Origin of the sequence: Microbacterium sp. HA-8 (assembly GCF_046111165.1) — a bacterium.
In the GTDB taxonomy this organism is placed as follows: Bacteria; Actinomycetota; Actinomycetes; order Actinomycetales; family Microbacteriaceae; genus Microbacterium.
The window spans coordinates 158896-185264 of sequence record NZ_CP162025.1; the positions used below are offsets into that span (position 1 = coordinate 158896).

Below are 26369 nucleotides of genomic sequence, written 5' to 3' on the forward strand. Positions count from 1 at the left end.
GGGTGGCTCGGGTGGCGCGGTGCGGTTCTCGGCGGTCGAGACCACATATTTGCAGCGAACCACCATCCGACGTGTGGTGGCTCGCTGCAAATATGTCGTCTCGGGGTCGCGCGGCGCGGCGCCCGGGCGCGGGCGCCCGGCGCGGGGCGCGGGCGCGCCGGGGCGGGGGTCAGCGCCGCGGCGGACGCGCGACACCCGCGCGGCGGAGGGCGGCGCCGACCCACAGTCCCGCGGCGGTCCAGGCCACCGGACCCAGCACCGAAAGCACGATGTACACGATCTGTGCCCACAGGGGCAGGCGTGCGAGGTCGGCCGCGAACCCCACCACCACCGCCACGACCGCGCCGATGACGACGGCCGAGACGAAGAAGCGCCACGCACCCCAGGCCCGATAGCGGGTGAGGGCGGCCACGCCCTCCTGGATCGCGCCGAACAGCAGCGCCGTGCCCAGGAACCGCCCGGCCCAGGCCGGGTTGAACGCGGTGGCGACGAGCGCGGCGATCAGGTGCGTGAGCAGCGCGACGAAGGGCATGCGCAGCAGCTCCTGCGCGATGATCCCCGGCAGCACGTGCGAGCCGAGCACCAGCCCGTAGACGATCGGCAGCGCAACGACCACCACAGGCGTGAGCCAGCCCGCCACCGCCCCGACGAGCCCGGTGGCGACGCCGATCGCGGCGCAGATCAGCAGGACGCGCGTGGAGAGGGCGTTCAGTGTGCGCACCCGGTCAGGCTATCGGCCGGCGCGGCGGAGGGGTCCGGCGATCGCCGTGACAATGCGCCCGCTCGGGGCGCGGGCCCCGGCATCACAGGCGCCGGCGGCGCGGGGTCAGTCGCACGTGCGGCAGGGGCGGGGCAGGGATGCGCTCCGGCCCGTGCCCGACGACGTGACCGAACCGCGGCGCGTCGGCCTCCCACTCCTCGCGGGCGGCGACGATCTCGTCGTGACTGCGTCCGACGAAGTTCCACCACATCACGATGTCTTCGCCGAACGGCTCGCCGCCGAGCACGAAGATCGTCGCGCCCTCGTCGCCCGCCGTGACGTCGACGTGGTCGCGGTGGACGCCGAGGTAGAGCAGGTCGTGCGCGCCGACGGTGATCCCGGATGCTGTGGCCCCGGCATCCGTCGCCGCATCGTCGCCGTCCAGCCTGACCTCGCCGAAGACGCCGACGAGCGCATGCTCCCACGCGGACTCGAGCGGCAGACGCACGGTCGCGCCGGGACGGATGCGCACCTCCGCGCCCACGAGCGGGGTGTGCGTGGTCGCGGGCGAGACCGCTCCCGCGAAGGGTCCCATGACGACGGTCGCCTCGGCGACCTCCGCGCCGTCGGCGCCGAGCGCCACGATCGGGAGGCGCTCATGGCGTTCGAACTCCGGTGCGCCGTGGCGCCGATGCTCGGGCAGGGCGACCCAGAGCTGCAGTGCGTCGAGGGCGACAGCATCCGCGCCCGTGGAGTACTCGGAGTGCGCGATCCCCGCGCCGCTGGTCATGAGGTTGAGCGCGCCCCGCGCGACGAGCACATCGCTGCCGACGGTGTCGCGATGGCGCACCTCGCCCTCGAACGGCCAGGTGACGGTCTGCAGCCCGATGTGCGGGTGCGGTTCGACGCGCATGCGCGTGACCTGCGGGCCGAACCGGTCGAGGAAGCACCAGGCCCCCACCATGGGCAGGTCGCGCTGCGGGAGGGCGCGGTGCACCTCCATCGCGCGCACGCCTCCCAGCGGCACGTCGCGCGAATGCAGCAGCAGGGCCCGCGGCCCGTCGCACGCGGCGGGCGCCTCCACCTCCTCCGGGCCGGCGTCGAGCCTGGTCATGCGGGGGATTCGCCGGGGGCGGCGGAGTCCTGCGCCTGCGAGGACCGCGGCCAGTCGATGACGGCGCCGGGCACCTCGTTCTCGCTCAGGTACTTCGCGATGAACGGGCACGCGGGCACGATCGTGGCGCCCTCGCGGGCGGCGTCGGCCAGCGCCTCCGAGGCGAGGACCCCCGCCAGGCCCCGGCCGCGGAAGGCGGGATCGGTCTCGGTGTGCGTGAAGATCATGCGGCCGTCCTCGCGTGATCTGTACTCGGCGAATCCGGCGAGCGTGTCGCCCATGTGCAGCTCGTAGCGCGACTCGGCGTCGTTGCGGGTCACCGTGGGGGTGGGATCTGACATGCGGCTCCTTCGCTGGGGGCGGTCACCACGCTCCAACGTAGGCGGGCGGCCGGGTGTTCCGCCACGGCGCCGGGCTGCGGCATCCCGCGCCGTGCTTCTCCGGGCTGCGGCCGCCCAACCCACACTTTTGCAGCGAGACACCACACGACGGCTGGTGGGTCGCTGCAAAAATGTGGGCTCGCGCCGGCGGCCTCGGTCGGTCCGCGCCTGCGGCCGCCCGGCGGCCCGCGCCGGAGGCGGGCGCCCGGCGCCGCGCCCCGATGAGGGACTCGCCACGCGCATGCGCGAGACTCGAGGCATGGACCTGCTCGCCACGATCCCGGACGGCGCGGGCCCCGACGAGATCTACGAGGCCTTCACCCTGTGGGCCGAGCACCGCGGCTTCTCGCTCTATCCGGCGCAGGACGAGGCGATCATCGAACTCGTCTCCGGTGCTCACGTGGTCCTGTCGACACCGACCGGCACGGGCAAATCGCTCGTCGCCGTCGCGGCGCACGCCGCGTGCCTGGCGCGAGGCGGGCGCTCCTACTACACGGCCCCGATCAAGGCGCTCGTCAGCGAGAAGTTCTTCGCCCTCGTCGAGATCTTCGGCGCCCGCAACGTCGGCATGGTGACGGGCGACTCGTCGGTCAACGCCGATGCGCCGATCATCTGCTGCACCGCCGAGATCCTCGCCAACCTCGCGCTGCGCGAGGGGGCCGGAGCGGCGGTCGATCAGGTCGTCATGGACGAGTTCCACTACTACGGCGAGCCCGAGCGCGGCTGGGCATGGCAGGTTCCCCTGCTCCTGCTGCCCCGGGCGCAGTTCGTGCTGATGTCGGCCACGCTCGGCGATGTGACGGTGATCGCGTCCGATCTCGAACGTCGCACCGGGCGTGCCGTCGCCGAGGTGACGGGGGTCGAACGCCCCGTGCCGCTGCATTTCTCGTACGCCCGCATCCCCGTCCACGAGCAGGTCGAGCAGCTTCTCGGCACCGGCGAGGCGCCGATCTACATCGTGCACTTCTCGCAGGCCGCGGCGATGGAGCGCGCGCAGGCGCTCTCGAGCATCAAGATCGTCTCGCGCGCACAGCGCGACGAGATCGCCGAGGCGATCGGCGGATTCCGCTTCACGACCGGCTTCGGCCGCACGCTCTCGCGGTACGTGCGGGCGGGCATCGGGGTGCACCACGCCGGGATGCTGCCGCGCTATCGGCGGCTCGTCGAGACGCTCGCCCAGCGCGGTCTTCTCCGGGTCATCTGCGGAACCGACACGCTGGGCGTCGGCATCAACGTGCCGATCCGGACGGTGCTGCTGACCGCGCTGACGAAGTACGACGGACAGCGGATGCGGCACCTCAGCGCCCGCGAGTTCCACCAGATCGCCGGGCGGGCCGGTCGGGCGGGGTATGACACCGCGGGAACGGTCGTGGCCATGGCGCCCGACCACGAGATCGAGAACGCGGCCGCGATCGCCAAGGCGGGCGACGACCCCAAGAAGCAGCGCAAGATCGTGCGGAAGAAGGCGCCGCAGGGTTTCGTCTCGTGGGGTGAGGCGTCGTTCGAGAAGCTCGTCGAGGCCGTGCCCGAGCCGCTCGAGCCGCGGATGCAGCTCACCGCCGCGATGCTCATCAACGTCATCGCGCGCGGCGGCGACGTGTTCGCGAACGTGCGCTCCCTCGTCTTCGACAACCACGAGCCGCGTGCGCGGCAGTACGAGCTGGCGCGCCGGGCGATCGCGATCTTCCGGACTCTGCGCGATGCCGGCATCGTCGAGAGTGAGGATGACAGCATCCGCCTCACCGTCGATCTGCAGCCGAACTTCGCCTTGAACCAGCCGCTGTCGCCCTTCGCGCTCGCCGCGATCGACCTGCTCGACCCCCTCGACACCCCCGGGGCCGCCGGAACGGGACACTACGCCCTCGATGTCGTGAGCGTCATCGAGGCGACGCTGGATGACCCACGTCCGGTGCTCTCCCAGCAGGAGTTCCGCGCCCGCGGGGAGGCGGTCGCGGCGATGAAACGCGACGGCCTGGACTACGACGCGCGCATGGAGGCGCTCGAGGAGATCACCTATCCGAAGCCACTCGCCGAGCTGCTCGCGCAGTCGTTCGAGGTCTTCGCCTCGAGTCAGCCGTGGGTGCGCGACTTCGAGCTCTCGCCGAAGTCGGTCGTGCGCGACATGTTCGAGAGGGCGCTGTCGTTCGGGGAGTTCGTGTCGCTCTACCAGCTGGGACGCAGCGAGGGGCTCGTGCTGCGCTACCTCAGCGACGCGTACCGCGCGATCCGGCAGACGGTGCCGGCGGAGGCGCGCACAGAGGCGCTGCTCGATCTGATCGAGTGGCTGGGCGAACTGGTGCGGCAGGTCGACTCCAGCCTCGTCGACGAGTGGGAGGCGCTCGTGAATCCGTCGCTCGCCGCCCTTCGACAGACTCAGGGACCGGATTCGGGTGTCGTGCCGCCCGCGCCGCCGTCGGTGGTCGTGAACCGCCGGGCGTTCACGGTGCTCGTGCGCAACGAGATGTTCCGGCGCGTGCAGCTCGCGGCGCTGCAGAAGGACGACGAACTGGGCGATCTCGACCCCGACGTCGACTGGTCGGCGGCGCTGGATGCCTACTTCGACGAGCACGACGAAATCCTCACGGGCGGGCCGGCGCGCTCGCCCGCGCTGTGTGCGATCGACGAGACGGATGCCGCGGCTCGGGGCATCTGGCGGGTCGAGCAGACGATCGACGATCCGGCGGGCGACCACGACTGGCGCGTCCGGGCGGAGGTCGACCTCGAAGCCTCGGCCGAGGAGGGCACCGCCATCGTGCGGGTGCTCGAGGTGCGCCGGCTCTGAGGCGGCGGTCTCCGCTTCACCCGGCGCCCCTGATCCGATGTCCCACTTTCTGTCGCCCCGCGCGAGCGTGGGCGACAGAAAGTGGGACATCCTCTGCGCCGGGGCGCGCGCGAGCCCGTCTTGCCTCACGTCAAGATGTCCGGGAGTGAGTGATGCTTGCCTCACGTGAAATGTCCGCGTAGCTCAGGCGGCGGGGCGGGTGCCCTGGGTGCGGGCGGCGGCGAGTTCGATGAGTTGTTGCTGGATCTGGTTGATCCGTCGGGTGATCCGTGCCGGGTTCAGCTTCGCATGCTCGCGCTCCAGTCGGGCGCGGGTCTTCTCGTCGAGCACACCGGCGTCGAGCAACCGCTGGTAGGGGGTACGTGGCTTGTCGTAGACGCGCTTCTTCCGGCCGGCTGCGGTGTGGGTCCAGTCGATCGCTTTCACGCAGGGCAGCAGATGGTTCTTGCGGGCCATCACGAAATCCCAGAGCTCGTTGAGCAGGGTCATCTCCGCCTCGGTCTCGTAGCGGTAGCGGAACGCGTGTTTGCGGACCCAGTCGCCGTTGCGTTGCTCGACGTGCGCGTTGTCGTTGTGCTTGTAGGGACGCCCCCGGGTGACGGGGATCTCCTTCTTGTCCGCCCAGGCGATCACGCCCCAGTTCATGAACTCGGATCCGTTGTCGAAGTCGAGCCCGGCGACCGGGACGGGCGCGTTCTTCACCATCCATTCCAGGGCGCCGTGCACGTGCACGTAGGCGTTGTTGCGGATCGTGCGCAGCATCGTCCACCCCGCGACCGGGTCGGTGCCGGTCAGGGTGCGCAGGAACTCGCCTTTGAGGGAGTGGCCGCAGTGCGCGACGGTGTCCAGCTCCAGGAACCCCGGGACGGTCAGCGGGGCGTCCATGCTGGTGCGCGTCGGGATCGAAGAGCGCAGGATGTGGGACGGCTTCGTGCCCGAGACCGCGACCGGGTAGGCGGCGTCCTTGTGCGGTTTCAGGTACCGGTCGATCGTCGCGGCGCTCATCGATCGCAACTCGTCCAGCACCTCCGGTGTGACCCGCTGCTCGACCTTGCCGAGCTCACGGAAGCGGACGAGGCGTTCGAGGGTGTCGTCCATGATCGCCGCGAAGTACTTTCCCGACGGCTGCCCGGACAGCCGCCAGACTTCTTGCAGCACCACGAGCGCATCGTAGGAGTACTTCCGCTCACGCGGCTTACGCTGCTGATCGCGCGCGGCACCTTTGCGTGCGTTCGCGGCACGGATCGCGCGGCGCGCGTGATCACGCGTCCAGCCTGTCGCGTGCACAAGCTCGTCCAGCAGCCGGCCCTTCTCTTCCTTGCCTGCTTTCGCATACTCGCGGGCGAACTTCTTCGTGATCTCACGGCGCGCCGCCATCGACAACTCCCTGCTCATCACCCCAGGGAACTACGCGGACATTCCTACGTGAGGCACGCGCAGCCCTTCCCGGACCTTTTAGCTGAGTCTCGTCGGAGCCTGGCGCGGGCGGGCCGGCGGGCGTAATCTGGCCGCCACATCGACGGATCGGGGGTGGCCCTGATGGCCCTGTTCAGGCGGCGGCGCAGCCCGTATGAGGCGCTCAGCGAAGAAGAGCGGATGTCGCGCTACATCTACCTGCTCGGGACCCTGCCCGCCGAGGTGATCGAGAAGGCCCACGCCGCCGCGTTCCGCGAGCTCTCGGCCCGCGAACGGCGCGAGATGTTCGACCGCCTGCGGCCGTTCATGTCGGAGCAGGAGCAGGAGCAGGCGCACGCCCGCAGGCCTCAGCCGGCGCTCATGGCGGGCGTGCTGCGGCGCCTGTCGGCCGCGAACGGCGGCACGACCGCGGTGCGTGATCGCGAGGGCGCGACGGCCGTCGACGATCCCCGTCGCGGGTTCGAGGACAGCCTGCAGGCCAACGCCATCACCGCGGCCGTGGCCCACAATTTCATCCTCTCGGCGGTCGTCGTGTCGTACTTCGCCTCCGGCGCGGGCGCGGCGACGCTGTCGGGCGAGCCCGAGTGGGTCTCCGACCTCGCGGCGTCCGACCCGGCCGGTGCGGGGTACGGGGGCGGGTCGTACGGCGGGTACGACGGCGGGGGCGCCGCGGGCGGCGGGTACGACGGCGGGGGCTTCATCGGCGGTTTCGACGGCGGCGGCGGATTCGCCTGAGCGAGAGGGTGCTCGGACCGGGATGTCGGGGCACGTCGTTACACTCGACGGGTGCCGCCGCGCGATCCCGACCCCGCCCGGTGGGGTGACCCCCTCGATGAGTGGGCGCCCCCGGAGGACGAATGGTTCCCGCCGGATGACGCGCCCCCGCCGATGGATGTCGACGCGCTCCCGCCCGAGGGGTTCGTGCCGCCGCGCGATGGTTTGTCGTCCGCGTCGGGCTCGGGGGCAGCATCCGCCCCCCGCCCGGCGCCGCGCCGGTATGCGACGCCGCTCGAGGCGCTTCGCACCGTCTACGGGTTCGACGCGTTCCGCGGCGAACAGGCCGAGATCATCGACCACGTCACAGCCGGCGGAGATGTCGTCGTGCTCATGCCCACCGGCGGCGGCAAGAGTGTCTGCTATCAGATCCCGGCGCTCGTGCGCGAGGGCACGGGGCTCGTGGTCAGCCCGCTCATCGCGCTGATGCACGACCAGGTCGATGCCCTGCGCGCCAACGGCGTGCGCGCGGCATACCTCAACTCGACGCAGGCCCCCGCCGAGCGCGCGCAGGTCGAGCGCGACTACCTCGCGGGCGAACTCGACCTGCTCTACGTCGCCCCGGAGCGCCTGAACACGGAGACCACCCTGCGCCTGCTCCAGCGCGGCGCGCTCAGCGTCATCGCGATCGACGAGGCGCACTGCGTGTCGCAGTGGGGGCACGATTTCCGGCCCGATTACCTCGGTCTGGGTGATCTGGCCGAGCGGTTCCCGGGCGTCCCGCGCCTCGCGCTGACCGCCACGGCGACCCCCGCGACGCACCGCGAGATCGCCGAGCGGCTGCAGATGCCGCAGGCCCGGCACTTCGTCGCGAGCTTCGACCGGCCCAACATCCAGTACCGCATCGAACCCAAGGTCGAGCCGCGCAAGCAGCTGCTGGCATTCCTGCGCTCGATGCCCGACGGTGCGGCGGGCATCGTCTACGCGCTCAGCCGCAAGAGCGTCGACCAGACGGCCGCCTACCTGCGCACGCAGGGCATCGACGCGCTGCCGTACCACGCCGGTCTCGACGCCTCGACGCGGGCGCTGCACCAGTCCCGGTTCCTGCGCGAGGACGGCGTCGTCATGGTCGCGACCATCGCCTTCGGCATGGGGATCGACAAGCCCGACGTGCGCTTCGTCGCGCACATCGATCTGCCCAAATCCGTCGAGGGCTACTACCAGGAGACAGGGCGCGCCGGTCGAGACGGCGAGCCCTCGCTCGCGTGGATGGCGTACGGGCTCGGCGACGTCGTGCAGCAGCGGCGCATGATCGATCAGAGCCCCGGCGACCGCACCTACAAGATGCGGCTCGGCCAGCACCTCGACGCGATGCTCGCCCTCTGCGAGACCGTGGCGTGCCGTCGACAGAACCTGCTCGGCTACTTCGGGCAGGAGGCGGGCCCGTGCGGCAACTGCGACACGTGCCTCACGCCTCCCGAGACCTGGGACGGCCTGATCCCCGCGCAGAAGCTGCTCTCCACGATCGTGCGGCTGCAGCGCGAACGCGGGCAGGCGTTCGGCGCGGGGCATCTGATCGACATCCTGCGCGGGGCGAAGACCGACCGCATCGCGCAGCAGGGTCACGACGCCCTCAAGACGTACGGCATCGGCGCCGATCTGTCGGAGCAGGATTGGCGCAGCGTCATCCGCCAGCTGCTGGCCCGCGGCATCCTCGTCGCCAAGGGCGAGTACGGCACGCTCGCGCTCAGCGAGGTCAGCGCGGGCGTCCTCTCGGGTACGACGCCCGTGCCCCTGCGTCGCGACGTCCTCGGCCGCGGCGGCGGATCGGGGGGTGGGGGATCCCGCGGGCGGCGCTCGGCGGCGTCCGCGTCGCTCGGCGAGGCCGACCAGCCGCTCTTCGAGGCGCTCCGCGCGTGGCGCGCCGAGGAGGCGCGGCGCCAGGGCGTGCCCGCCTACATCGTCTTCGGCGATGCGACACTGCGCGCGCTCGCCGAGCATCGACCCGCGAGCGAGGCCGAGCTCGGCGGCATCTCGGGCATCGGAGAGAAGAAGCGCGAGGCCTACGGCGAGGCCGTGCTCGCGGTGATCGCCGCGGCCTGACCCCGCTCAGCCGGTGAGCACCTGATCGAGGTGCGCGGTGATGCGCGCCGATATCGATCTCGTCGGGGGCGTACAGAGCGCTTCGGCGGCGGGCCGTCCCACAGCGCCAGCAGCCAGAGCGCCTCGGCTGCGCGCCTGCCCGCCTGCCCGCCTGCGCGCCCATCCTTCGGCGTTGGGGCGTTGAAATCACGTTGGGGCGCGCTGCAGCACGCCCCAACGTCGCGCTGACGCCCCAACGCCCCGTGCAGCGAGCCCCGCCGCCGCGACCCCCGGCGCCGCGACCCCCGGCGCCAGCGCCCCCCGCCGCAGCGCCCCCCCCCGCCGCCGCGAGCCCCGCCGCAGCGGGCGCGGGCGCGGGGTTAGGCTGACCCCGAACGTCGACGACGACGGGAGGATCGATGGCGACTCCGAGCAACATCGAGATCGCACAGGCGGCGCGCATGCGACCGATCGACGAGGTGGCGGCGGGTCTCGGCATCCCGGATGACGCGCTCGTGCCTTACGGGCGATACAAGGCCAAGATCTCGCTGCCTTTTCTCGCGCGGCTCGGCCATCGCCCGCGCGGTCGGCTCGTGCTCGTCACCGCCGTCTCCCCCACACCCGCCGGCGAGGGCAAGACGACGACCACCGTCGGTCTCGGCGACGCGCTCACCAGACTGGGCGAAAGGGCCATGATCTGCCTGCGCGAGCCCGCCCTGGGGCCCGTGTTCGGCATGAAGGGCGGTGCCGCGGGCGGCGGGTACGCGCAGGTCGTGCCGATGGAAGACATCAATCTGCATTTCACGGGCGACTTCGCCGCGATCGGCGTCGCCACGAACCTGCTCGCGGCGATGATCGACAACCACATCCACCACGGCAACGCCCTCGGCATCGACGTGCGCCGCGTGACGTGGCGGCGGGTGCTCGATGTCAACGACCGGGCGCTGCGCGACACGGTCACGGGCCTCGGCGGGCCGGGAAACGGCTACCCCCGCGAGAGCGGGTTCGACATCGTCGTCGCGAGCGAGGTGATGGCGATCTTCTGCCTGGCCACGAGCCTCGCCGACCTCAAGCAGCGCCTCGGCCGGATCGTGGTGGCCCGCACCCGCGAGCGCCGACCGGTCACCGCCGCCGATCTCGAGGCGCACGGGGCGATGGCCGCGATCCTGCGCGACGCGCTCGCCCCCAACCTCGTGCAGACCCTCGAGAACACCCCGGCGCTCGTCCACGGCGGCCCGTTCGCGAACATCGCGCACGGCTGCAACAGCGTCCTGGCGACGGATGCTGCGCTTCATCTCGCCGAATACGTCGTGACCGAGGCGGGGTTCGGTGCCGACCTGGGCGCCGAGAAGTTCGTCGACATCGTGGGGCGCGCGTCGGGGCTGCATGCCGACGCCGCCGTGATCGTCGCGACGGTGCGCGCGCTGAAGTACCACGGCGGCGTGGCGCTCGCAGATCTGCCGGTCGAGGACGTCGCCGCGCTCGAGCGCGGCATGGCCAACCTCGAACGTCACATCCGCACCGTCCGCGACGTGTACGGGCTGCCCTGCGTGGTCGCGATCAACCGCCGGGCGGACGACACGGATGCCGAGGTGTCGGCGCTCCTCGCCGCCGTCGGACGGAGCGGGGTCGCCGCCGTCGAGGCGCGGCACTTCGCGGAGGGCGGCGCGGGCGCCGAGGACCTCGCGCGGGAGGTCATCCGGCTCTGCGGTGATGGACCCGCGTCCGCGCCCGTCTACACCTACGACGACGATGCGACGCTCTGGGAGAAGATGCGCGCCATCGCGACGCGCGTCTACGGCGCCGCCGACATCACCGCGTCCACTGCCGTGCGTGCGCAGTTGCGTCGGCTCCAGGACGAGGGGTACGGCCGGTACCCCGTGTGCGTCGCGAAGACGCAGTACTCGTTCTCGACCGACCCCCGGTTGCGGGGTGCGCCGACGGGCCACGTCGTCGATATCCGCGAGGTGCGACTGGCGGCGGGAGCCGAGTTCGTCGTCATGGTCTGCGGCGAGATCATGACGATGCCGGGCTTGCCGGAGCGGCCGGCTGCAGCATCCATCGATGTGACCGACGACGGGCGGATCAGCGGCCTCTTCTGAGGACGGTGGTGGGCGTTTCGTCTCGCTGCGCTCGCGGGGCGACCGGGGGCTGTGGGTTGGCCACAATCGCGGGTCGCGCGAACCGTCGCAAACATTGGCTATACCCCACAGTCGAGTTCGCGCATCGTTGTCGCAGTCCTACCATCGGAGCATCCCCCTTTCCGCGACGAGAGGATGCCTCATGGCCGACGCCGCCGTCCGACCGAACAAGCCCGCCACCGCCCGCCGCACGCCGGCCGGAGGCGCCCGCACCGCACCGAACAGCGCGGCCGAGGCCGCTGAAGCGCGCATCGACGTCGACCAGGTGACCGACATGCTGCTCGGCACGTGGGCCGACACGCGGCGCGAGGCGCGCGAGATGATCAAGGACCCGGCGTTCTGGCGGGTCGATGACCTCGGCAAGGACGAGCACCGCGAGCGCGTGTTGAGCCAGCTGCACCTTCTGGTCGAGAACGGCGGGGTGCATCGTGCCTTCCCCGTCGAGTACGGCGGAGAGGCGAACAACGGCGCGAACATCGCGGGCTTCGAAGAACTCGTCGCCGCCGACCCCAGCCTGCAGATCAAATCGGGAGTGCAGTGGGGTCTGTTCGGGTCGGCCGTGCTGCAGCTGGGCACGAAGGAGCACCACGATGCCTGGCTGCCCGGCATCATGAGTCTCGAGATCCCCGGCGCCTTCGCCATGACCGAGACGGGCCACGGCTCGGATGTCGCGGCCATCGGCACGACGGCGACCTACGACGCCGCGACCGAGGAGTTCGTCATCCACACCCCCTTCCGCGGGGCGTGGAAGGACTACCTCGGCAACGCAGCCCTCCACGGGATCGCCGCCACCGTGTTCGCGCAGCTGATCACGAACGGCGTCAACCACGGTGTGCACTGCTTCTACGTCCCCCTGCGAGATGAGAGCGGCGCGTTCCTGCCCGGCATCGGCGGCGAGGACGACGGACTCAAGGGTGGTCTGAACGGCATCGACAACGGTCGCCTGCACTTCGACCACGTGCGCATCCCCCGCACGAACCTGCTCAACAAGTACGGCGATGTCGCCCCCGACGGCACGTACTCGAGCGCCATCGCAAGCCCCGGCCGCCGATTCTTCACGATGCTCGGCACGCTCGTCCAGGGCCGCGTCTCGCTCGACGGCGCGGCGGCGTGGGCCTCGGCCCTCGGGCTGAAGATCGCGATCACCTATGCCACCCAGCGCCGGCAGTTCGACTCGGGCACGGGCACCGACGAGGTGGTGCTGATGGACTACGGGCGTCACCAACGTCGTCTGTTGCCGCGCCTCGCGACGACCTACGCCCAGATCTTCGCGCACGACGAGTTCCTGCAGAAGTTCGACGCCGTCTTCAGTGGCGCCGCCGACACCGACGCCGACCGCGAGGACCTCGAGACCCTCGCCGCCGCGCTCAAGCCGCTCTCGACGTGGCACGCGCTCGACACGCTCCAGGAGGCCCGCGAGGCGTGTGGCGGCAACGGGTTCCTCTTCGAGAACCGTCTGGTCGGCCTGCGCGCCGACCTCGATGTCTACGTCACGTTCGAGGGCGACAACAACGTGCTGCTCCAGCTCGTGGGCAAGCGACTGCTCAGCGACTACGCCAAGCAGTTCACCGGCAAGGATGCCAAGGCGCTCGCCGCCTACGCGGTCGGCCAGACCGCCGGCAAGGTGTTCCACGGCGCGGGGCTGCGTCAGCTCGGTCAGACGGTGGTCGACCTCGGCCAGGTCGCGCGGTCGGTCGAGCGGGGCCTGCGCGCCGACCAGCAGCAGGAGCTGCTCACCGGTCGCGTGCAGCAGATGATCGCCGATGTCGCGGGGCGCCTGCGGCCGGCGGCGAAGCTGCCGAAGGAGGATGCCGCCGAGCTGTTCAACGCCAATCAGTCGGAGCTCATCGAGGCGGCGCGGGCGCACGGCGAACTGCTGCAGTGGGAGGCGTTCACGGATGCTGTCGCCCGCACGAGCGACGAGGGCACCCGGCAGGTGCTGACCTGGCTGCGGGACCTGTTCGGGTTGACGCTGATCGAGAAGCACCTGGCGTGGTACCTCATCAACGGGCGCCTCTCCACCCAGCGGGCGGCCGCGGTCTCGAGCTACATCGATCGCCTGTGCGCGCGGCTGCGTCCGCACGCGCTCGATCTGGTCGATGCGTTCGGATATGCGCCCGAACACGTGCGGGCGCCGATCGCGTCCGGGGCGGAGAAGGCGCGGCAGGACGAGGCGCGCGAATACGTCGCCGCCCTGGAGGCATCGGGTGAGGCCCCCGTGCCGGAGAAGGTCGCGCGCGCGAGGCGGTGAGCCCTCTCGCTCGCGGTATCACGCGCTGCGCCCCGCGGCGCGTGATACCGCATCGGGCGCTCGCCGCGCAACGCCCTCGCGTCAGCGGGGCATCCCGCGTAGCTTCGTCGGTTGGCACGGCCCAGAAGGCCGCCCCGACCAAGGAAGCAGGAATGTCATGAGTATCGGTTTCGGAATCTTCCTCTTCGCGATCGGCGCGATCTGCGCGTTCGCGCTCAACCTCGATCTCGGCTGGATCGAGATCACGACCGTCGGCTACATCCTCATGGGCGCGGGTGCGATCGTGACGCTGATCGGCATCGCACTGCTCGCGCGCCGCCGCAGCGCCTCGTCGACCACGCGCACGCAGGTCGACCCGGCCTCGGGCACGCGTGTCACGCAGCACGAAGCCTCGGCGCCCGACGACCCGCGGGTCTGACGCTTCGGGCCCGACGCTCCGGCGCTCTGCCCGATCCCGAGGACAGCGGATGTCCGCGGGATCGGGCACACTGGTGCCCGGCAGAGAGGGGCATCACATGCCGGATGAGCAGGCCGCAGCATCCATCGCCGACGTGCACGGGGTGATCCGCGTCGTGGGGGCGCGCGAGAACAACCTCAAGCACGTCTCGCTCGAGATCCCCAAGCGGCGCCTGACGGTCTTCACGGGCGTCAGCGGATCGGGCAAGTCCTCGCTCGTGTTCGGCACGATCGCCGCCGAATCCCAGCGGCTGATCAACGAGACCTACCCCACGTTCGTGCAGCAGTTCATGGCGCAGCTGCAGCGCCCCGAGGTCGATGCGCTCGAGAATCTCAGCGCCACCATCCGGGTCGACCAAGAGCGCATGGGCGCGAATGCGCGCTCGACCGTGGGTACCGCGACGGATGTGCACGCCATGCTGCGGGTGCTGTTCAGCCGCCTGGGCCAGCCGCACGTCGGGTCGCCGCAGGCGTTCTCCTTCAACGTGCCCTCGATCAAGGGCGCGGGCGCGGTGACGATCCAGACCGGGGCGAAGAAGGGCACGAAGGAGCGCCGGGCGTTCGAGATCACCGGCGGCATGTGCCCCGAGTGCGAGGGTCTCGGCGAGGCGAGCGACATCGACCTCGACGAACTGTTCGACAAGACCCGCTCGCTCGCCGAGGGTGCGATCACGATCCCCGGCTACAGCGTCGACGGGTGGATGGTGAAGGGATTCACCGAGTCCGGCTTCGTCGACGCCCACAAGCCGATCCAGGACTACACCGAGACCGAGCGCGCCGATTTTCTCTACAAGGAGCCGACCAAGGTCAAGATCGGCGGCATCAACATGACCTATGAGGGCCTCGTGCCCAAGGTCACCAAGAGCATGCTGCAGAAGGACCGTGACGCGCTTCAGCCGCACATCCGCGCCTTCGTCGAGCGTGCCGTGAAGTTCCTCCCGTGCCCGGCGTGCGAGGGTACCCGCCTGAACGAGGGCGCGCGCTCGTCCCGCATCAACGGCGTCAACATCGCCGACGCCGCCGCGATGCAGATCAGCGACCTCGCCGCGTGGGTGCGCAGCATCGACGACGCGCAGGTCGGGCCGCTGATCGAGGGGCTCGCCGCCACGCTGGAATCCTTCGTCGAGGTGGGGCTCGGCTACCTCTCGCTCGACCGATCCAGCGGCACGCTGTCGGGTGGTGAGGCGCAGCGCACGAAGATGATCCGGCATCTGGGTTCGAGCCTGACCGACATCACGTACGTCTTCGACGAGCCGACGGCGGGTCTGCACCCGCACGACATCCAGCGCATGAACGCGCTGCTGCAGCAGCTGCGCGACAAGGGCAACACGGTGCTCGTCGTCGAGCACAAGCCCGAGGTCATCGAGATCGCCGACCACGTCGTCGATCTGGGGCCGGGCGCCGGGCGCCACGGGGGCGAGATCCAGTACGAGGGCGATGTCGCAGGGCTGCGGGCATCGGGCACGCTCACGGGGCGGCATCTCGATCACCGGGCGCGGCTGAAGACCTCGTCACGCGCGGCCCGCGGGGCGCTCGAGGTGCGCGGGGCGTCGCAGCACAACCTCGTCGGCGTCGACGTCGACATCCCCCTGGGCGTGCTCACGGTGGTCACGGGCGTCGCCGGGTCGGGCAAGTCCTCGCTCATCCACGGCAACGTCCCCGCGTTCGACGACGTCGTCGTCGTCGATCAGGCGCCGATCAAGGGGTCGCGGCGATCGAGCCCCGCCACCTTCACCGGCATCCTCGATGCTGTGCGTACCGCCTTCGCGAAGGCCAATGGCGTGAAGCCGGCGCTCTTCAGCGCCAACTCAGCGGGGGCCTGCATCGCCTGCAAGGGCCTCGGCGTGATCGTCACCGAACTCGGTTTCCAGTCCACCGTCGAGACGCTCTGCGAGCTCTGCGAGGGCACGGGCTTCAGCGACGAGGTGCTCGAGTACACCCTCGAGGGCAAGAACATCGCCGAGGTGCTGGCGATGTCGGCGGTCGAGGCGGCCGAGTTCTTCCCGTCGGGTCCCGCGCACACGACACTCGCCCGCATGATCGATGTCGGCCTCGGCTACATCACACTCGGCCAGGCCCTCAACACCCTCTCGGGCGGCGAGCGTCAGCGGCTCAAGCTCGCGATCAGCATGGCGAAGAAGGGCGCGATCTACGTGCTCGACGAGCCGACGACGGGTCTGCACCTCGCCGACGTCGACAACCTGCTCGGGCTGCTCGACAGGCTGGTGGATGCCGGCAACTCGGTCATCGTGATCGAGCACCATCAGGCCGTCATGGCGCACGCCGACTGGATCATCGACCTCGGCCCGGGGGCGGGCCACGATGGCGGCCGGGTCGTGTTCGAGGGCACGCCCGAGCGGCTCGTCGAGACCGCCGAGACGCTCACCGCCCGCCACCTGCGGGACTACGTCCGATCCGGGGCGTGACCGGGTACCCGGATACTCACAGGCGTCGGGAGCGGTCGAGACCCCGGGTTAGGCTGTTCGACGGATAACGCCCCGCCGTGCTCGCGCGGATGCGGGTGGCGCCGCCCGCCGGTGCCGAGAGCTTTGAGAACACGAGAGCGCGCCCCGGGGGGAGGTCGAACTTTCGCATGAAATCCTTTGCGTGGATTCGTGCGCGCCGTAAGGCGCTCGCCGGGGCGAGCGTGGTCACCGCGTCAGCGGTGGTGATCACGACGCTCGCCTTCGTGTACGAGGGGCTTCCCACCACCGAGGTCGACCTGCACGACGGCGGCGTGTGGATCACCAAGTCCTCGAGCCTGCTCGTCGGTCACTTCAACCACGAATCGCGCGTCCTCGACGGCGGCCTGCGCACGACCAGCGACGACTACGACATCCTCCAATCGGGCACCACGGTGCTCGTCGTCGACGCGGCCGGGTCGACCCTCAGCACGGTCGACCCGGCGCGTGTCGTGCTCGACGAGGGCAGCGAACTGCCCGCCGGGGGCGGCGTCGCGCTCGGCGGTGAGACCGTCGCGGTCGTCGATCCCGCGTCGGGTGCGCTCTGGGCGATGCCCGCCGACGCCGTGGGCGGGTTCCAGCCGCAGGGCGTCGAACCCCTCGTCGAACTCGGCGAGGGTGCGCGAGCGGTCGTCGGGGTCGACGGCGTCGTGCACGCCTTCTCGCCGCGGGACGGCGAGATCGTGAGCATCGCGCCCGCCGAGGGCGGGGAGATGGCCGAGCCCGTGCGGCACGCCGTCGAGGGCTTGGAGGCAGCATCCACCGCCGCCTCGATCACCGCGGTCGGCGACCGGGCATACGTGCTCGACCCGGAGACCGGGTTGCTCTCGGGTAGCGATGGCACGCGGGTCGACGTCGAGGACGCCGACGCCGCCGTGCTGCAGCAGCCCTCCGCGGCCTCAGATGCGGTGACGCTGTCGACGGTGTCGCACCTCGTGCAGGTGCCGACCGACGGCTCGGAGCCGGTGCGCCGCTCGAGCGGGGCGCAGGGCACGCCCGCGGCGCCGGTGTTCCTGGGCGGGTGCACCTATGCCGCGTGGTCGGGGTCGGCGCGCTTCATCCGCGACTGCCCGGGAGAGCTCGACGATCTCGAGACGGGCATCGAGGGAGCGGATGAGACGTCGGTGCTGCAGTTCCGCGTCAATCGCGACGTCGTCGTGCTCAACGACGTCGTCGGGGGCGCGGCATGGATGGCGAGCGATTCGATGCAGCGCGTCGACAACTGGAACGACGTCACCCCGCCCGAGTCCGAGAGCGAGGAGGAGGACGAGCAGACCACGGAGGAGACGGTCGAGACGACCCTTCCCGAGCGCACGGAGCAGAACACGCCGCCGATCGCGGTCGACGACGACTTCGGGGTGCGTCCGGGGCGCACGACCGTGCTTCCGGTGCTCGACAACGACAGCGACGCCGACGGTGACGTGCTCGTGGCCTCGCCCATCGACGGCGGGCCGTCCATGGGCGTGATCCAGCAGATCCACAACGGCGGTGCGCTGCAGATCGCCGTCCCCGAGGGGGCGACGGGGTTGGAGACGTTCCGCTACGGCGCCGAGGACGGCCGAGGAGGCGAGGCGGAGGCCGCGGTCACCCTCACCGTGCACGATTGGGACGTCAACGCCGCGCCGGTGCAGAAGCGCGTCACGGCGGTCACCGTCGAATCGGGCGGCGTCGTGTCGTACAACGTGCTGCCCGACTGGATCGACCCCGACGGCGACGACGTCTTCCTCAAGCAGGTCACCCCGGCCCCCGGCGACGAGGCCGACTTCACGTCGGACGGTCAGATCACCTACCGCGCGATCGGGGGCGTGCAGGGTCGCGTCGACGTGCCGATCGTCGTGTCGGACGGCACCGAGGACGCCGCCGGTGTGCTGCGCCTGGATGTGCGACCGCTCGGATCGACGACGCCCGTCACCAACGCCGACCACGTCGTCGTGCGGGCCGGGCAGACGGTCACCGTCGCCCCGCTAACGAACGACACCAGCTCCGGTCGTGAGCCCCTGCGCCTGACCCGCGTCGACGAGGTCGAGGGCGCAACCATCGTGCCGGACTTCGCCGATCGCACCTTCTCCTTCACCTCGGCTCAGCCCGGCACCTCCTACGTGCAGTACTTGGTCTCGGCGGGGGCGAACTCCGTGCCGGGGCTCGTGCGCGTCGACGTCCTGGCCGACGGCGACATCGAGGTGCCCCCGGTCGCGGTGCGCGACGTCGCGCTCCTGCCCCGCGGCGGCGAGGTGCTGGTGAACGTGCTCAGCAACGACACCGACCCGGCGGGCGGCATCCTCGTCGTGCAGTCGGTCACCGTCGATCCCGGCACCGGCGTCTCGGTCGCGGTGCTCGGCCACGAGACGCTGCGCATCAGCGACCAGTCCGCGCTCGACCGGCAGGTCAGTGTGCGGTACCGCATCTCCAACGGCACGCAGACGGCCGAGGGCGAAGTGGTCGTGATCCCGGTTCCGGCCCCGCCGACGCTGCGCCCGCCGGTCGCGAACGACGACCAAGTGGTCGTGCGCGCCGGCGACATCGTCACGATCCCCGTGCTCGAGAACGACTATCACCCCAACGGCGACGAGATCCACGTCGCGCCCGACCTCGTGGCGCCCCTGCCCGATGCCGCCGACGGCGAGATCTTCGTCTCGGAGGACACCCTGCGATTCCGCGCGAGCAACGAGCCGGGCACGGTCTATGCGACCTACGAGGCCGTCGACTCGACGGGGCAGCGGGATGCCGGCTACGTCACGATCCAGGTTCTCCCGGTCAACGCCGAGACCAACGCCGCGCCGCGGCCCCGTGACATCGAGGCCCGCACCCTGAGCGGGTCGGAGGTGCGCATCGCGGTGCCGCTGGACGGCATCGACGAAGACGGCGACTCGGTCGAGCTCGTGGGGCTGGCCTCCGCACCCGGCAAGGGGCGCATCGTCGAGACGGGCGCCAACTTCTTCGTCTACGAGGCGTTCGAGGACTCCGTCGGCGTCGACACCTTCACCTACCGGGTGCGCGATCGCCTCGGCAAGGAGGGCACGGCTCCCGTGCGCGTGGGCATCGCCCCGCCCGAGTCGGCCAACCAGGCGCCGTATGCCCTGAAGGATGCCGTCATCATGCGCCCGGACCGGCAGGTCGCCGTCCCGGTTCTCCAGAACGACTCCGATCCTGATGGCGATGAGATCTCCCTCGTGCGTGGCGGGCTCGTGCTGCCCGATGTGCCGGGGCTGGACGCCGAGGTCTCGAACGGCCGCGTCGTCGTGACCGCGCCGCCCTCGCCCGTCGAGACCTCGCTGCAGTACACGATCGAGGATGCGCGCGGAGCGCGCGCCATGGCGGTGCTGCAGATCACGGTGGCCGAGGATGTGCCCCTGCAGCGGCCGATCGCACGGGATGATCGGGTACGCGCCGAGGACGTGACCGACGAGGGCACGGTCGATGTCGAGGTGCTCGGCAACGACGAGGACCCCGACGGCACGGTGGCCGACCTCGAGGTCTCGGTCGCGGACGGGGCTCAGGTACGCGCCGACGGCACGGTGCGCGTGGTGCTCGGTGAGAGCGCCCAGCTGCTGACGTACACGATCACCGATCGTGACGGCCAGAGCGCGTCGGCGTTCATCCACGTCCCCGCGCTCTCGGCGCTCGTGCCGAGCCTTTCATCGTCGAGCGGTGTCGAGGTGCGAAGCGGCGAGACGATCCAGATCCCCCTCGCCGAGCACGTGCGCGCCGCGGGTGGTCGCGCGGTCGTGATCACCGAGGCCGGCAAGGTCACCGCCGCCCACCACGACGGCGCCTCGCTCGTGCAGGATCAGTCCACGCTCGTCTACACCTCGCGCCAGGGCTACTTCGGTCAGGACGCGATCGTGTTCGAAGTCACCGACGGCCGAGGACCCGACGACCCCGAGGGGCGCAAGGCGACGCTCACCCTGCCCGTCACGGTGCTGCCGCCCGCGAACCAGCAGCCGGCCTTCGCCGGAGCGCAGATGGATGTCGCACCCGGCGAGGATCCGGCATCCCTCGACCTCTCCGCCCTGGTCACCGACCCCGATCCGGGTGACCTCGACGGCATGGGGTACACGCTCGTCGGCGGCGCGCCGAACGGGTTCACCGCGTCGATGGACGGCTCGGCGCTGAACGTCGCGGCGGACTCCGACGTGCAGAAGGGCACCACGATCGATCTGCGCGTGCGCGTGGACGATGGCACCACCGAACCCGTCGAGGGCACCGTCCAGGTGCGCGTGAGCGCTTCCACGCGCCCCGTGCCGACGGCCAACGACGACGTGATCACGGAGGCGGACCAGGGCGAGAGCATCACCGTCCCGGTGCTCGACAACGACTTCAACCCCTTCCCCGAGACGCCGCTCGTCGTCGTGGCCGCATCCGCCGAGACGGGCGTGGGCGTCGCCGAGGTCGCGGGCGACCAGGTGCGGGTCACCCCCGGTGACAGCTTCGTCGGCACGCTCGTCGTGCGCTACCGCGTGCAGGACGCGACCGCCGACGCCGACCGCGAGGTCGAGGGCCGCATCCGCATCACGGTGCAGGGACGCCCGGGCACGCCCGGAACCCCCACCGTCTCGAGCGTGCAGGATCGCACGGTGGTGCTGGCCTGGACGCCGCCGACCGACAACGGCGCGCCCATCACCGGCTACACCGTGGCCGCGACCTCGGGCGGCTACACCACCGAGTGCGCATCGACGACGTGCACACTCGGCGGGCTGACCAACAACGTCGAGTACAACTTCGTGGTCACCGCGACAAACCGGGTGGGCGAGTCCGACCCGTCGCCGGCCTCGCAGACGGCTCGTCCCGACGCGCGCCCCGACACCCCGCAGCCCCCGACCCTGGACTTCGGCGACCGCAGCCTGCAGGTGGCGTGGACGACGCCCCCCACGCCCGGCTCGCCGGTCGAGTCCTTCTCGCTCGAGATCTCGCCCGCACCGCCCTCCGGTGCGGCGCAGAAGACCGATGTCTCGGGCACGTCGCTCACCTGGGAGGGGCTCGAGAACGGCGTGAACTACCAGGTGCGCGTGCGCGCCCACAACCGCGCCCCCGAGCCCTCGACGTGGAGCGCCTGGTCGGCCGGCATGGTGCCGGCCCGAGCGCCCGAGGCCCCCGCCGCCCCGACGACCGAGCGCCTCGAGCCCGTCGGCTCGCAGGCGCAGATGCGGGTGAGCTGGACCCCGCCCGCCAACAACGGCGATCAGATCTCCGGATATCGGCTGACCGTGCAGGGGGGCGGCGGGAGCCGCACGATCGGCGTGCCCGCCGGCCAGACCTCGCAGGCGCTGGCCCTCGACGCCTCGACGAGCGACTACACCTTCACCGTCGCGGCAGAGAACAAGGCCGGCTGGGGCGCGACGAGTGCGCCCTCGGCGCCGCGTCGTGCCTTCGTGGCGCCCGACGCGCCGACCAATGTGCGGGCGACCGAGGGGGACAACCGCGTGTCGGTCACCTACGGCGCCGCCGACGGCAACGGCGCCAACGCGGGGGAGCTGCGCTACGAGTACTCCGTGAACAACGGGCCGTGGCGCGCCGACTGGGACGGCACGACGATCACGAGCGGCGTCGGCAACGGCGGTTCCTACTCGGTGCGGGTGCGGGCCTATACCGCGCTGGACGGTGTGCGCTACGACGGCGCCGCGTCGGCGGCATCCAATACGGTGCAGCCCTACGGTCCCGTGCGCCAGCCCGGGGTCTCGGCGAACGCGAACGGCACGAACATCACCTACCGGTGGACGGCGCCTGCCGAGAACGGACGCGCGATCACCCGCATGGAGATCCGCATCGACGGCGGAGGCTGGCAGCAGGTCTCGCTCAACGACGCGACCACGCGCGGGTACGGCCACGCCGAGACGCACCGCATCGAGGTGCGGGCCACCGATGCCGCCGGCCAGACGAACACCAACTCCGCGCAGGCGCGCACGTCCGACCCGCCGCAGCCGCGGGCGTGGGCGTCGCGTGGCTCGGCCGTCAACAACGGCAACTGCAACACCGCCAGCTGCGCGCAGGTGCGCCTGAACGTCGAGAACTTCCCCGCGGGCAACTACCGCATCTGGTGCAGCGCCGACGGCGACGCGCGCTGGGGCGGCGGCTACACGATCAACATCCCCGCCAACGGGTCGGTCGAGCCCGGCTGCTACTACGGCTGGCCGGGGGCCCGCGTCTACGTCGAGATCGTCGGCTGGGGCGACTCCGAGAGGGTGACGTGGTGACCGATGGCGCGAGCTCCCCAGACGCACGAGAAGAAGGACGACACACGATGAGCATGACCGCCGAGCAGGCCGCCTGGTTCGAGGGCACCTTCACCAGACTGGTCGACAACGTCGATCGCGCGCTGATGGGAAAGCGCGAGATCGTCGCCCTGGTTCTGCAGGCGATGCTCGCCGAGGGGCACGTGCTCCTCGAGGACGCCCCCGGCACCGGCAAGACGAGCCTCGCGAAGGCGCTCGCGGCCACCGTGCAGGGCACCTCCAACCGCATCCAGTTCACGCCGGACCTGCTGCCCTCCGACGTCACCGGTGTGACGATCTACGACCAGGACTCGCGTCGCTTCGAGTTCCACCGCGGCCCGATCTTCGCCTCCATCGTGCTCGCCGACGAGATCAACCGCGCCTCACCCAAGACCCAGTCGGCGCTGCTCGAGGTCATGGAGGAGTCGCGTGTCACGGTCGACGGGACCGCGCACGAGGTCGGCCGGCCCTTCCTCGTCATCGCAACGCAGAACCCGATCGAGCAGGCGGGCACGTACAAGCTTCCCGAGGCGCAGCTCGACCGCTTCCTGCTCAAGACCTCGATCGGCTACCCCGACCTCGCCGTGGCCGAGCGGATCCTGGCGGGCGCCGCCGAGCGCAATCCGTCGGCGCACCTCACCGCGATCATCACGACCGGCGCCGTCGCCGACATGGCCGATCTGGCAGCATCCGTGCACGTCGATCCCGTCGTGCTGCGTTACACGGCGCAGCTGGCCGAGGCCACGCGCACCGACGCCGCCACCCGGCTGGGGGTCTCGGTGCGCGGCTCGCTCGCGATGGTGCGCGTGGCGAAGGTGCGCGCGGCGTCGCAGGGGCGCCACTACGTCGTGCCCGACGACATCAAGGCGCTCGCCGCGCCGGTCTGGACGCACCGGATCGTGCTCGATCCCGAGGCGGAGTTCGCCGGAACCACCGCCGAGAGCGTCGTCACCCGCGCGCTCGCCGACGTCGAGGCACCGCTGGCGAGGTCGTCCGCGGCATGATGTCACCCTCCCCCGTCACGACGCGCGCAGAGGCCCGCGCGGCTCGCGCCGCCGATCCCTCAGCCGTCGCGGTCCCGCGCGCGGCCGACGTGCGGGGGTCCGGCACAGGGGAGCGGGCGGATGCCGGGGTCTCCGCGCCGGCGGCCACGCCCGTCGCCGCGACACCCGCGCGCGAGTCGTCCTGGCGCGAGAGCGCGGTTCCCGTCGCGGCGTATGCGCTCCGTCGAGTGGCGGGGGTGCTGTCGTGGCCCGTTCCGTGACGTGGGTGCTGATCGCGACCGTGATCGTGTGCGCGCTCGCCGGATCGATGCTCGGCTGGGCGGAGCTCGTCGTCGCGGCCGTCGTCATCACGACGGCGCTCGCGGTCTGCGCGCTGTTCCTGATCGGCCGCACGACGTACGACGTCGCCCTCGATCTCACACGCACGCGGGTGGTGGTCGGCGAACGCGCGGTGGGCGCCCTCACCCTCACGAACGGCGGTGACCGGGCGATTCTGCCCTCCCGCGTCGTGCTGCCCGTCGGCTCGGGTCGGGGCACGTTCGATGTGCCGCGCCTATCGGCGGGCGAGTCGCGCGAGGAGCTCTTCACCATCCCCACGACCGCGCGCGGTGTGCTGGCGGTGGGTCCGGTGAGCGTGCTCCGCGGCGACCCGCTCGGCCTCTTCGAGCGCGTGCACAACCGCGAACGGGCGGTGCAGCTCTACGTGCACCCGCGCACCACGGGGCTCGACGGTCTCTCGCTCGGGCACCTGCGCGACCTCGAGGGATTGCCCGCCAGCGACCTCTCACCGGACGACGTGTCCTTCCACGCCCTGCGCGAGTACCAGCCGGGCGATGACCGCCGTCATGTGCACTGGCGCTCCAGCGCTCGTACGGGCACCCTCATGGTGCGCCAGTACGAGGAGACGCGACGGTCGCACTTCGTGGTCGGCCTGTCGGTGCGTGCGGGGGACTACCGGGACGCCGACGAATTCGAGCTCGCGATCTCGGTGGCGGGCTCCGTCGGCCTCCGGGCGTTCAGCGACAGCCGCCGCCTCGATGCGTGGGTGCAGGGTCGCGCGCTGCCCGCGGCCTCGGGACGACGATTCCTCGACGCCCTCGCGGGGCTCGAGCAGGGTCGCACCCGCACGGGCGGCCTCGTGGAGCTGGCGGGCGTGATCGCTGCGGGGGCATCGACCGCGAGCGTGGCGGTGCTGGTGTGCGGCTCCGGTGTGCCCGCGGCGCAGCTGCGTGCAGCGTGCGCCCGGCTGCCGCGCGAAGTGCGCGTCGTCGCAGTCATCGCCGAGTCCGGTGCCCGGCCGGGCCTGCGCCGCATCGGGGATGCCGATGTCGTGACCGTCGGCGCGCTCGATGACCTGCCCGCGTCGCTTCGCAAGGTGCTCGGATGAGCGCCGCCGCCCCCCGGGCCGATCTCCCGCGTGCCGCCGCGCGGCGGCGCACACTCGTCGACGTCGTCGCGGTCGCGCTGCTGCTGGCGGTGCCGGTGATCGGGTTCGCGCCCACCTTCGCCGGCCCGGGCTTCGCCGTCGCCGGGTTCGGGGGACTCGCCGCGGGCATGGGTCTCGCCGTCCTCGGCGCACGGCTGCGTTGGGGCGTCCTCACCCTCACGGCGGCGACGGCGGCCCTGTACTTCGTCCTCGGCGGGGCGCTGGCGCTGCCGCTCACGACGCTCGCGGGTGTCGTTCCGACGATCGAGACGTGGCGCCAGCTCGCGGTGGGCATCGTCACGAGCTGGAAGCAGCTGCTCACCACCGTCGCCCCCGTGGCATCCGGAGACGGCCACCTCATCGTGCCGTTCCTGCTCGCGCTGGTCGCCTCCGTGCTGACCGCCGGCCTCGCGCTGCGCGTGCGCCCGCCGGCCTGGGCGCTGGTTCCCGCCCTCGCCTTCCTCGGCGTCGAGATCGCCCTCGGTATGTCGCAGCCCGCGCTCCCGGTGGTCCAGGGCATCGTGTTCGCGGTCGTCGCCGTCGCGTGGCTCGCGCTGCGCCAGGCGTGGGATCCTGCCCGCACCGTCGTCGAGGTGGGCGCACCCGACGCGCTGCCCGTGCCCGGACAGGGGATCCGCCGGCTCGTCGCCGGCGCGGCGATCCTCGGCGTCGCGGCCGCCGCAGGCGTCGCCACCGCGGCGATCGCCGCCCCCGCCGGCCCCCGCTACGTGCTGCGCGACGTCGTGATCCCACCCTTCGACATCCGTCAGTACCCCAGCCCGCTCCAGTCGTTCCGCGGATACGTCCGCGACAGCGCCGACGAGACGCTCTTCACGGTGACGGGGCTGCCCGACGACGCTCGTGTGCGCCTGGCGGTGATGGACGCCTACAACGGCATGGTCTACAACGTCTCCGACGAGGGCGCCGGATCGTCGAGCGCGTTCACTCCCGTTCGCGAGAACATGTCGCCGGATGCCGAGGGCCAGACGATGACCCTCCGCTTCGAGATCGACGAGCTCGACGGCGTGTGGCTGCCCGACGCGGGGGCGGTGACCGAGGTGCGCTTCGACGGCGAACGCGCCGATGACCTGCGCCGCGCGGCGCACTACAACGACGCGACGGGCACCGCCGTGGTCACCGCGGGACTGGCCCAGGGCGATGCCTACACGATGACGACGGTGCTCGCGGCGTCGCCGAGCGATGAGGCGCTCGCCGACGTCGGGTTCGCTCCC

15 protein-coding genes and 1 pseudogene are annotated in these 26369 nt (G+C 71.4%); 12 read left to right on the forward strand and 4 right to left on the reverse strand.

Features of this window, described 5'->3' with window-relative positions; genetic code table 11:
- Nucleotides 1–169: 169 nt before the first annotated feature.
- The 3 genes from AB2L57_RS00770 to AB2L57_RS00780 form a co-directional block, all read right to left on the reverse strand.
- A complete protein-coding gene (locus AB2L57_RS00770) occupies nucleotides 170–721 on the reverse strand; it encodes an ECF transporter S component (protein WP_409047839.1) in 552 nt (183 codons plus the stop codon).
- A gap of 82 nt (nucleotides 722–803) precedes the next feature.
- The gene (locus AB2L57_RS00775) at nucleotides 804–1814 is read right to left on the reverse strand and encodes a pirin family protein (RefSeq protein ID WP_409047840.1); all 1011 of its coding nucleotides are present in this window, start codon (nucleotides 1812–1814) and stop codon (nucleotides 804–806) included.
- Nucleotides 1811–2155: a GNAT family N-acetyltransferase gene (locus tag AB2L57_RS00780; RefSeq protein WP_409047841.1), complete on the reverse strand. Its 345-nt coding sequence runs from the start codon at nucleotides 2153–2155 to the stop codon at nucleotides 1811–1813. The genes AB2L57_RS00775 and AB2L57_RS00780 overlap by 4 nt, the downstream gene beginning before the upstream one ends.
- 298 nt (nucleotides 2156–2453) lie before the next feature.
- On the opposite strand from AB2L57_RS00780, the gene AB2L57_RS00785 reads away from it, so the two are divergent.
- Entirely contained in the window at nucleotides 2454–4976 is a 2523-nt protein-coding gene (locus AB2L57_RS00785) for a DEAD/DEAH box helicase (RefSeq protein WP_409047842.1), read from the forward strand.
- Between the two features lie 183 nt (nucleotides 4977–5159).
- Here the strand turns inward: AB2L57_RS00785 and AB2L57_RS00790 are convergent, their stop codons facing one another.
- Nucleotides 5160–6371, reverse strand: coding sequence for an integrase (locus AB2L57_RS00790; RefSeq protein ID WP_409046856.1), 1212 nt, complete (start codon nucleotides 6369–6371; stop codon nucleotides 5160–5162).
- Between the two features lie 144 nt (nucleotides 6372–6515).
- On the opposite strand from AB2L57_RS00790, the gene AB2L57_RS00795 reads away from it, so the two are divergent.
- The 11 genes and pseudogenes from AB2L57_RS00795 to AB2L57_RS00845 form a co-directional block, all read left to right on the forward strand.
- Nucleotides 6516–7127, forward strand: coding sequence for a hypothetical protein (locus AB2L57_RS00795; RefSeq protein ID WP_409047843.1), 612 nt, complete (start codon nucleotides 6516–6518; stop codon nucleotides 7125–7127).
- Nucleotides 7128–7280: 153 nt separating this feature from the next.
- Nucleotides 7281–9209, forward strand: coding sequence for a DNA helicase RecQ (gene recQ, locus AB2L57_RS00800; protein WP_409048655.1), 1929 nt, complete (start codon nucleotides 7281–7283; stop codon nucleotides 9207–9209).
- Between the two features lie 398 nt (nucleotides 9210–9607).
- Nucleotides 9608–11290 (forward strand): formate--tetrahydrofolate ligase, encoded by a 1683-nt coding sequence (locus tag AB2L57_RS00805; RefSeq protein ID WP_409047844.1) that lies wholly within the window; start codon nucleotides 9608–9610, stop codon nucleotides 11288–11290.
- 181 nt (nucleotides 11291–11471) lie between these two features.
- Nucleotides 11472–13580 carry an acyl-CoA dehydrogenase gene (locus tag AB2L57_RS00810; protein ID WP_409047845.1) on the forward strand — a complete coding sequence of 703 codons (2109 nt, stop codon included), beginning with the start codon at nucleotides 11472–11474 and terminating at the stop codon, nucleotides 13578–13580.
- Between the two features lie 157 nt (nucleotides 13581–13737).
- Nucleotides 13738–13998 carry a DUF6458 family protein gene (locus tag AB2L57_RS00815; RefSeq protein ID WP_409047846.1) on the forward strand — a complete coding sequence of 87 codons (261 nt, stop codon included), beginning with the start codon at nucleotides 13738–13740 and terminating at the stop codon, nucleotides 13996–13998.
- 97 nt (nucleotides 13999–14095) lie between these two features.
- Nucleotides 14096–16462 carry an ATP-binding cassette domain-containing protein gene (locus AB2L57_RS00820; protein ID WP_409047847.1) on the forward strand — a complete coding sequence of 789 codons (2367 nt, stop codon included), beginning with the start codon at nucleotides 14096–14098 and terminating at the stop codon, nucleotides 16460–16462.
- Nucleotides 16463–16629: 167 nt separating this feature from the next.
- Entirely contained in the window at nucleotides 16630–22689 is a 6060-nt protein-coding gene (locus AB2L57_RS00825; protein WP_409047848.1) for an Ig-like domain-containing protein, read from the forward strand.
- 47 nt (nucleotides 22690–22736) lie between these two features.
- On the forward strand, nucleotides 22737–23711 hold the full coding sequence (locus AB2L57_RS00830; protein ID WP_292810240.1) for a MoxR family ATPase: 975 nt from the start codon (nucleotides 22737–22739) through the stop codon (nucleotides 23709–23711).
- On the forward strand, nucleotides 23708–23971 hold the full coding sequence (locus AB2L57_RS00835; RefSeq protein ID WP_409047849.1) for a hypothetical protein: 264 nt from the start codon (nucleotides 23708–23710) through the stop codon (nucleotides 23969–23971). Before AB2L57_RS00830 ends, AB2L57_RS00835 begins: the two co-directional genes overlap by 4 nt.
- Nucleotides 23956–25098, forward strand: a complete 1143-nt coding sequence (locus tag AB2L57_RS00840; protein WP_409047850.1) for a DUF58 domain-containing protein — start codon at nucleotides 23956–23958, stop codon at nucleotides 25096–25098. Before AB2L57_RS00835 ends, AB2L57_RS00840 begins: the two co-directional genes overlap by 16 nt.
- Nucleotides 25095–26312: pseudogene (locus AB2L57_RS00845) on the forward strand (transglutaminaseTgpA domain-containing protein); the annotation flags it as partial. The gene AB2L57_RS00840 and the pseudogene AB2L57_RS00845, both read left to right, overlap by 4 nt.
- Nucleotides 26313–26369 lie beyond the last annotated feature (57 nt).